Below are 6,839 nucleotides of genomic sequence, written 5' to 3'. Positions count from 1 at the left end.
GTAGTTCATCGCCTTGCCGCCGCCCGACTTGGCCAGCGTCATCGTGATCGCCGCCGTCAGCGTCGTCTTGCCGTGGTCAACGTGACCGATCGTGCCGATGTTGCAGTGCGGCTTGGTGCGTTCGAACTTTTCCTTGGCCATGGCCAAAACTCCTGTGGCCCTGGTGGGGCGGTGGTCAGCGACAGAAAACTGGAGCGGGTAGACGGGATCGAACCGACATCCTCAGCTTGGAAGGCTGCTGCACTACCATTGTGCTATACCCGCGCGGAGAATGCGTCGGCCAAAGCCCCGCAGGGCATCCTGTCCTTCGCACCCGGCCTCCTCGAGGTCCGATCCGTTCCGGTCTTCATCAGCGCGTGGTGGGGGAAGCAGGACTCGAACCTGCGAAGCTTACGCAGCGGATTTACAGTCCGCCCCCTTTGCCGCTCGGGACATTCCCCCGCGCGCGATGTGAAGACCGATCCGGAACGCCCGAAAGCGGTCGAAAGACCGTTCTCGAACAAAAGCCTTCGAAGTCCGGCAATCCCTGGTTTAGAGGAGGCGCCTGACCCGGAATGCCCTTGGGCCCCAAATCGGAGGGCGTCTTATAGTGTCGTCAAACAGAGAACGCAACGACCGGAAAACCGGGAAAAAGCAAGGCTTCCGGGGGCGTCCCGAAGGCCCGAAAAGCGGCGGCTGGAGCCCGACTCCGCCCGCCCGCGGCGCTGCTGATTCCGCCCCGCGCGACCGCAAGCCCAAGGTCGACGCCGATCACTGGCTGTGGGGCCGTCATCCGGTGCTGGCGGCCCTGGCCAATCCGGCCCGCAAGGGCATGGGCCGGCTGCTGGCTGTCGCCGACCGCGCCGCCGAGATCGAGACGGGCCGGCTCGCGCCCCACGGCCACAAGGTCGAGGTCGTCGACGGGCCGGCGCTGGCCCGCATGCTGCCCGCCGGCGCCGTGCATCAGGGCCTCGCCTTCAAGGTCCAGCCGCTGGAGGGCGTGGCCCTCGAGGACTTCGCCGACCCGGCCGCCGGCGTCATCGTCATGCTGGATCAGCTGACCGACCCCCAGAACGTCGGCGCCATCTTCCGCTCGGCCCTGGCCTTCGGCGCCCGGGGCATCGTGGTGCAGGACCGGCACTCGCCGGCGCTGGCCGGGGCCCTGGCCAAGGCGGCGGCGGGGGCGACCGAACGGCTGCCCTGCGCCCGGGTGACCAATCTGAGCCGCGCGCTGGAGCGGCTGGCCGATCTCGGCTGGCGCGCCGTCGGCCTCGACGGCGAGGCCGAGCTGACGCTGGATCAGGCGCTGGACGCCCGCCCGACCGTGCTGGTCATGGGCTCCGAGGGCGACGGCGTGCGCCGGCTGGTGGCCGAGCATTGCGACGTCATGGCGAAGATCCCCATGCCCGGCGGCTTCGAGAGCCTGAACGTCTCCAACGCTGCGGCGGTCGCCCTCTATGAAGCGGCGCGCAAACAGTCCGGAACCTGAGGCGGCTCTGACGCCTTGCCCAACCGCCCTCCCCTGCCCTAGAGCGCGCCCATGGAATTCCTCAGCTCTCCCGAACTCGCCTCGCAGATGGCCGCCCTCGGCCAGGTGCTGATGATCGACCTGGTGCTGGCCGGCGACAACGCCGTCGCCGTCGGTCTCGCCGCCGCCGCCCTGGCCCCCGAACAGCGCAAGAAGGCCATCCTGATCGGCCTCGCCGCCGCCGTGGTGCTGCGCATCGGCTTCGCCCTGATCACCGTCCAGCTGCTGGCCATCATCGGCCTGCTGCTGGCCGGCGGCGTCCTGCTGCTCTGGGTGTGCTGGAAGATGTGGCGCGAACTGCGCGAACAGGCCACCCACGACCAGGCCGAGGCCGAGGCCGAGCTGGAGATGGCCCTGTCCGTCCACCACGGCGGCGGCCCGCCGCCCGAAGCCCTGGGCGTCAGGCGCAAGAGCTTCGGCGCCGCCCTGCTGCAGATCATGATCGCCGATGTGACCATGTCGCTGGACAACGTCCTCGCCGTGGCGGGCGCGGCCCATGAGCATCCGGTCATCATGGTCTTCGGCCTGATCCTGTCGATCGCCCTGATGGGCGTGGCCGCCACCTTCATCGCCAAGCTGCTGACCAGACACCGCTGGATCGGCTACGTCGGCCTCGTCATCGTGCTGTACGTCGCCCTGCACATGATCTGGGACGGCGCCCGCTCGGTGATCGTGCGCACCGACCGGATGGCGGAGTTCAACGCCTCGGCCCCCGCCTTCCTCGACATCAGCGAGGAAGAGGCGGCGCACCACCTGAAGGGCACGCGCGGCGAGGAAGACAGCGCGGCGCCCGCGCACGGAGACCCGGCCGAGCCGCCCCCGCCCCAGCCCGCGACGCCGAAGACCCCCTAGGCAAAAAGGCCCGGAGCGATCCGGGCCTTTTCTGTTTCTGGGACGGGCAATGGACCTCAGCCCTCCGCCCCGCCGAACCGCTCCGACCATTCGGCCACCTGGGCGTCCTCGATCTTGGTGAACAGCACGCCTTGGGCGGCGACCGTCTGGCCGCGCGGCAGGGCGTCCAGCAGCGCCTCCTCCCGCGCAGGCCACGACAGGTCCGACGCCCCGACGGAGGCAGCGATCTTCTCCGCCGAAAACGGCATCACCGGCGCGGCCAGTCGCGCGAACAGGGCGACCAGGTTCAGGCCCGTGCGCACCCCGACGGCGGCGCGATCCACATCCGTCTTGAAGGCGGTCCACGGCGCCGCCTCCTGCAGATATTCGTTGCCCAGCACCCAGACCGCCCGCAGCGCCTGCGCCGCCTTGCGGAACTCCATGGCCTCGAACGCTGCCGTGGCCTCGGCGATCCCTGCGCGCAGATCGGCCTCCAGCTTGGCCTCCAGCGGCCCCGGCTCGCCCGCGTCCGGCACAACCCCCTCGAACTTGCTCTCCGCGAACTTGACGATGCGGTTGACGAAATTGCCCAGCACGTCGGCCAGGTCCTTGTTGGTCGTCGACTGGAACTGCTCCCAGGTGAAGGCCGCGTCCGAGCCCTCGGGCCCATAGGCGGTCAGATGCCAGCGCCAGTAGTCGGCGGGCAGCAGCTCCAGCGCCTGGTCCATGAACACGCCGCGCTTCTGGCTGGTCGAGAATTTGCCGCCGTACCAATTCAGCCAGTTGAAGGCCTTCAGCGTATCGACCGTCTTCCACGGCTCGCCCGAGCCCAGAATCGTCGCCGGGAAGCTGACGGTGTGGAAGGCGACATTGTCCTTGCCCATGAACTGGACGTAGCGGACGTCGTCCGCGCCCTCGTCGGTGCGCCACCAGTCGCGCCAGGTCCGGCCCGTCGCCTCGGCCCATTCCTCGGTGGCGCCGATGTATTCGATCGGGGCGTCGAACCAGACGTAGAAGACCTTGCCCTCCATGCCCGGGCGCGGCCCGCCGTCGGGCCCCACCACCGGCACGCCCCATTTCAGGTCGCGGGTGATGCCGCGGTCGATCAGCCCCTCGTCGAGGTGTTTCAGGGCGATCGAGCGGGCCAGGGTCTGCCAGTCGCTCTTGGTCGCGATCCAGTCGCGGATGCGCTGCTCCAGCTTCGTCTGCAGCAGATACAGATGCCGGGTGTCGCGCACCTCGAGGTTCCGCGACCCCGACACCGACGAATAGGGATCGATCAGGTCGGTCGGGTCCAGCAGCCGCCCACAGTTGTCGCACTGGTCCCCCCGCGCGCCGACGTGGGCGCAGTGCGGACAGGTCCCCTCGACATAGCGGTCGGGCAGGAAGCGGGCGTCGTCGACCGAATAGATCATCCGGTCGACCCGTTCCTCGATCAGGCCATTGTCCTCCAGCACCCGGGCGAAATGCTGGGTCAGCCGCTGGTTCGGCGCGTTCGACGAGCGGCCGAACCAGTCGTAGCTCAGCCCGAAGGCCTCGCCGGCCGCCTTCTGGATCTCGTGCTGCTCGTCGCAATAGGTGCGCACGTCCTGACCGGCCGCGGCGGCGGCCAGCTCGGCCGGGGTGCCGTGCTCGTCGGTGGCGCAGATATAGAGCACCTCATGACCCTGGGCGCGCTTGAACCGCGCCCAGACGTCGGCCGGCAGCATCGACCCGGCCAGATTGCCCAGATGTTTGATGCCGTTGATGTACGGCAGGGCCGACGTGATCAGAATGCGGGCCATGGTCGTCCGGGGAGTCTGCGGGAGGCGTCGGATATAGAGGGCGGCGCCGCCAACGTCACCACAGGCTGTGCGATTGCGCGGTCCAGACATAGATTGGCCGGATGGCGATCATCCCCACAGTCAAATGCAGCGCCCTCAAGAGGTCGATCGCCTTCTACACCGAAGTGCTGGATTTCGAGGTGCGGCGCGAATGGTCGGATGAGACCGATCCCGGCTTCGCCTGGCTGATGCGGGCTGGCGACGTCCTTCACCTGTCCAGCCATCGCGGCGACGGCGTCTTCGGCCAGGCCATCGTCGTGGATGTGCCCGAGGTGGACGCCCTGTTCGAAACCTTCCGCGCGCGCGGCCTCGACCCGTCGGGCAAGCCGGACTCGCCGGTGCATCAGGGCCCGCTGGATCAGACCTGGGGCACGCGGGAGTTCTACGTCGACGACCCCGACGGCAATACCCTGCGCTTCACCCGGCGCTGACCGGAGCCGCCTCGCCGGGGTGAGCCGCGTCAGGTTCGGAGGGCTCGCCAGTCTGCCGGGATCGTGCACACTGGCCGCAGAGGAGGGATTCCATGCGCCACACACTGCCTGCCGTGCTCGCGACCTTTCTCCTTCTCGCCGGCTGCGCCAGCGCGCCGGCGCCGGCCGTCGCCCAGACAGCCGGGCCGCCCCTGTCAGAGGAATGCGCGGCCTTCCGCTTCCATCCCGTCGCGGTGTGGGTCGACGCCGAGGTGATCCGCCCGGGCGACACCGCGCCGCTCAGGGCGGGGTCCACCCTCGGCCGCGCCTCGGGCGTTGTCGCGCCGGAGCCCATGCCGATGACCTGCCTGTCCGACTGGCGGATCACGCCCGCCGGCGCCGCCCAGGTCTCCGCTGACGGCGCGACCCTGACGGTGTCGCCGGACGCTCCCGCCGGCGCCGCCCTGACCCTTGAAGCCCGGACGCCGGGCGAACCGGCCCGCTACCAGACCCGGATCGTCGGCCGCGACGAGATCGTTCTGACCGGCCGGTACAGCCAAGTCGAGGTCGACTGCGGCGGGGCGGAGCTCCCCGCCCGCCCGATCAGGGAGCTGGTCTTCGGTCCGACCGGCCGCTTCTCCGTGACCTGGCAGCCGTTCGAGACCTACACCGATTACTGGGGCGAGTTCGTCTGGGACGCCGCGGCCGGACGGCTGGCGCTGACGATCACCGGCGGCAACCGCCATCCGGGCGCGAACGCGCGGCTTGAGGGGACGGTTGAGGTCGAGGCCGACGGGCGGCTGGTCCTGAACGGGTTCAACCTGGGCGACGTCCTGAACGGCGGGGCGCCGTGCCGCTATGTGTTCGGCAAGACCTGAGAAACGGGCAACCGTCGCGCCACCCGGACGAACCGCCCGGTCAGCAGCACCGACGACACCAGGCTGGCGATGACCACGGCCCAGACGAGGCCGTCGACGCCCATGGCGTGCGCCAGCTGCCAGCCCAGCGGCATCATCACCAGGCTGTAGGCGCCGAAATGCATGATGGTCGGCCACCAGACGTCGCCGGCCGCGCGGTTGGCCGAGGCCGACACCACCTGGATGCCGTCGGCCACGAAGAACAGCGTCGCCAGCACCAGCGCCGGGATCACCACCGCCAGCAGGGCCGGATCGCGGTTGTAGGCGCTGGCCACCAGCGGCGCCGTCGGCCACAGCACCAGCGCCACCAGCAGCGTCAGGGCGCTGACCACGCCCAGCCCGACCAGCCCGGCCCGCAGCACCCCGCGCCCGTCGCCGGCTCCATAGGCCCGTCCGACCAGCACCGCCGTCGCCGCCGACAGGCCCATGGGGACCATGAAGACGATGGCCGACACGTTCAGCACGATGGTCCAGGCCGCGGTCTCGATCGCGCCCAGCTGGCCGGCGATGAAGGTCATGGCGGCGAAGGCGCCGACCTCGATGAAATAGCTCGACCCGGCGCCGTAGCCGATCTTGCGCTGCTCCCGTTCGGCGGCGATGTCCTTCGCCGGCCGCCGGAACACGCCGATCTCCCGCGCCTCGGGCAGGCGCATGATGTAGACGATCAGGAACACTGCCAGCGAGGTCCGGGCGAAGAAGGTCGCCCAGGCCGAGGCCACGGCCCCGTCCAGCCCGATCCCCAGCAGGTCGGGGACCAGCAGCAGGTTCAGCGCCAGGTTGATGCCGTTGGCCACCCACATGGCCCACATGCCGGCGCGCGGCCGGTGCATGGCCTCGAGGAAAAATTGCGCCGCCACGCTGACCAGATAGCCCGGCATCGACAGGGCGAAGACCACCAGCACCGGCGAGGCGCCCTCGCCCAGCCCGTCGGCCAGACCCATGTGCCGCAGCGCCCATGGCCCCATCAGGATCATCCCGATCATGGCGGCGATCCCCAGCTTCAGCGAATAGGCCACGCCCCGGCGGAGCACGGCCCCGACCTCGTGTCGCCGCCCCTCGCCGAGGAAGCGGGCGGTCATCACCTGCACCCCCATCATCAGCCCGACCGCCGTGGTCACCACGATCGCCGTCGGCGCCAGCGCCAGCGAACTGAAGGCCAGCTCCAGCCCCGAATAGTTGCCGACCACGATCACGTCGGTCAGCCCCATGGTCATGATCCCGACGCGCGCCAGCACCACCGGCCACGCGAGGTGCAGCAGGTCTTTCAGGGTGGCGCGGGTCTGGAGGCTGAGGGCGAACATGGGACGCGCGACAGGCCACGGGGAGGGTTCGGCGTCAACACAGGAAAATC

At 69.7% G+C, this 6,839-nt stretch carries 7 protein-coding genes and 2 tRNA genes; 4 read left to right on the top strand and 5 right to left on the bottom strand.

Annotation, left to right across the window (positions count from 1 at the left end; genetic code table 11):
• The 3 genes from VEA98_RS02390 to VEA98_RS02380 form a co-directional block, all read right to left on the bottom strand.
• The coding region (locus VEA98_RS02390; RefSeq protein WP_324810169.1) for a GTP-binding protein at nt 1-141 on the bottom strand (141 nt) is incomplete at its 3' end.
• Nucleotides 142-190: 49 nt separating this feature from the next.
• A tRNA-Gly gene (locus VEA98_RS02385) sits at nt 191-264 on the bottom strand.
• Between the two features lie 93 nt (nt 265-357).
• A tRNA-Tyr gene (locus VEA98_RS02380) sits at nt 358-441 on the bottom strand.
• A 148-nt stretch (nt 442-589) separates the two neighbouring features.
• Between VEA98_RS02380 and rlmB the strand changes: the two genes are divergently transcribed.
• Nucleotides 590-1,468 carry a 23S rRNA (guanosine(2251)-2'-O)-methyltransferase RlmB gene (gene rlmB / locus VEA98_RS02375; RefSeq protein ID WP_324810804.1) on the top strand — a complete coding sequence of 293 codons (879 nt, stop codon included), beginning with the start codon at nt 590-592 and terminating at the stop codon, nt 1,466-1,468.
• 51 nt (nt 1,469-1,519) lie between these two features.
• A complete protein-coding gene (locus tag VEA98_RS02370) occupies nt 1,520-2,359 on the top strand; it encodes a TerC family protein (protein WP_324810803.1) in 840 nt (279 codons plus the stop codon).
• 56 nt (nt 2,360-2,415) lie between these two features.
• Here VEA98_RS02370 and metG read toward each other — a convergent pair whose 3' ends face one another.
• Nucleotides 2,416-4,122, bottom strand: coding sequence for a methionine--tRNA ligase (gene metG, locus VEA98_RS02365; protein ID WP_324810800.1), 1,707 nt, complete (start codon nt 4,120-4,122; stop codon nt 2,416-2,418).
• A gap of 101 nt (nt 4,123-4,223) precedes the next feature.
• On the opposite strand from metG, the gene VEA98_RS02360 reads away from it, so the two are divergent.
• Nucleotides 4,224-4,592: a glyoxalase superfamily protein gene (locus VEA98_RS02360; protein WP_324810798.1), complete on the top strand. Its 369-nt coding sequence runs from the start codon at nt 4,224-4,226 to the stop codon at nt 4,590-4,592.
• A 92-nt stretch (nt 4,593-4,684) separates the two neighbouring features.
• Nucleotides 4,685-5,449, top strand: coding sequence for a hypothetical protein (locus tag VEA98_RS02355; protein WP_324810796.1), 765 nt, complete (start codon nt 4,685-4,687; stop codon nt 5,447-5,449).
• Here VEA98_RS02355 and VEA98_RS02350 read toward each other — a convergent pair.
• Nucleotides 5,428-6,789: an MATE family efflux transporter gene (locus VEA98_RS02350; protein ID WP_324810794.1), complete on the bottom strand. Its 1,362-nt coding sequence runs from the start codon at nt 6,787-6,789 to the stop codon at nt 5,428-5,430. The genes VEA98_RS02355 and VEA98_RS02350 overlap by 22 nt on opposite strands.
• Between the last annotated feature and the right edge of the window lie 50 nt (nt 6,790-6,839).

Origin of the sequence: Brevundimonas sp. (genome assembly GCF_035627055.1) — a bacterium.
In the GTDB taxonomy this organism is placed as follows: Bacteria; Pseudomonadota; Alphaproteobacteria; order Caulobacterales; family Caulobacteraceae; genus Brevundimonas.
The sequence above is the reverse complement of the archived record's forward strand: the minus strand, read 5'-3'. Positions and strand labels throughout refer to the sequence as shown.